The 224-nt window shown below is 61.6% G+C and carries 1 pseudogene; it reads left to right on the top strand.

Annotated features, from left to right (window positions below):
- Nucleotides 1-224, top strand: a pseudogene (locus B3520_RS04785) (twitching motility protein PilT); the annotation flags it as partial.

Below are 224 nucleotides of genomic sequence, written 5' to 3' on the forward strand. Positions count from 1 at the left end.
GCGGCCAAGACCATTGACCGGGTGGTGGATGTGTTCCCGGCCAACGAGAAGGCCATGGTCCGTTCCATGTTGTCCGAGTCGTTGCAGGCAGTCATTTCCCAGACGCTGCTCAAGAAAAACGGCGGCGGCCGGGTGGCGGCCCACGAAATCATGCGGGGCACCTCCGCCATCCGCAACCTGATCCGTGAAGACAAGGTGGCGCAGATGTACTCGGCCATTCAGAC

Origin of the sequence: Marinimicrobium sp. UBA4509 (genome assembly GCF_002388575.1) — a bacterium.
Taxonomy (GTDB): Bacteria; Pseudomonadota; Gammaproteobacteria; order Pseudomonadales; family Cellvibrionaceae; genus Marinimicrobium; species Marinimicrobium koreense.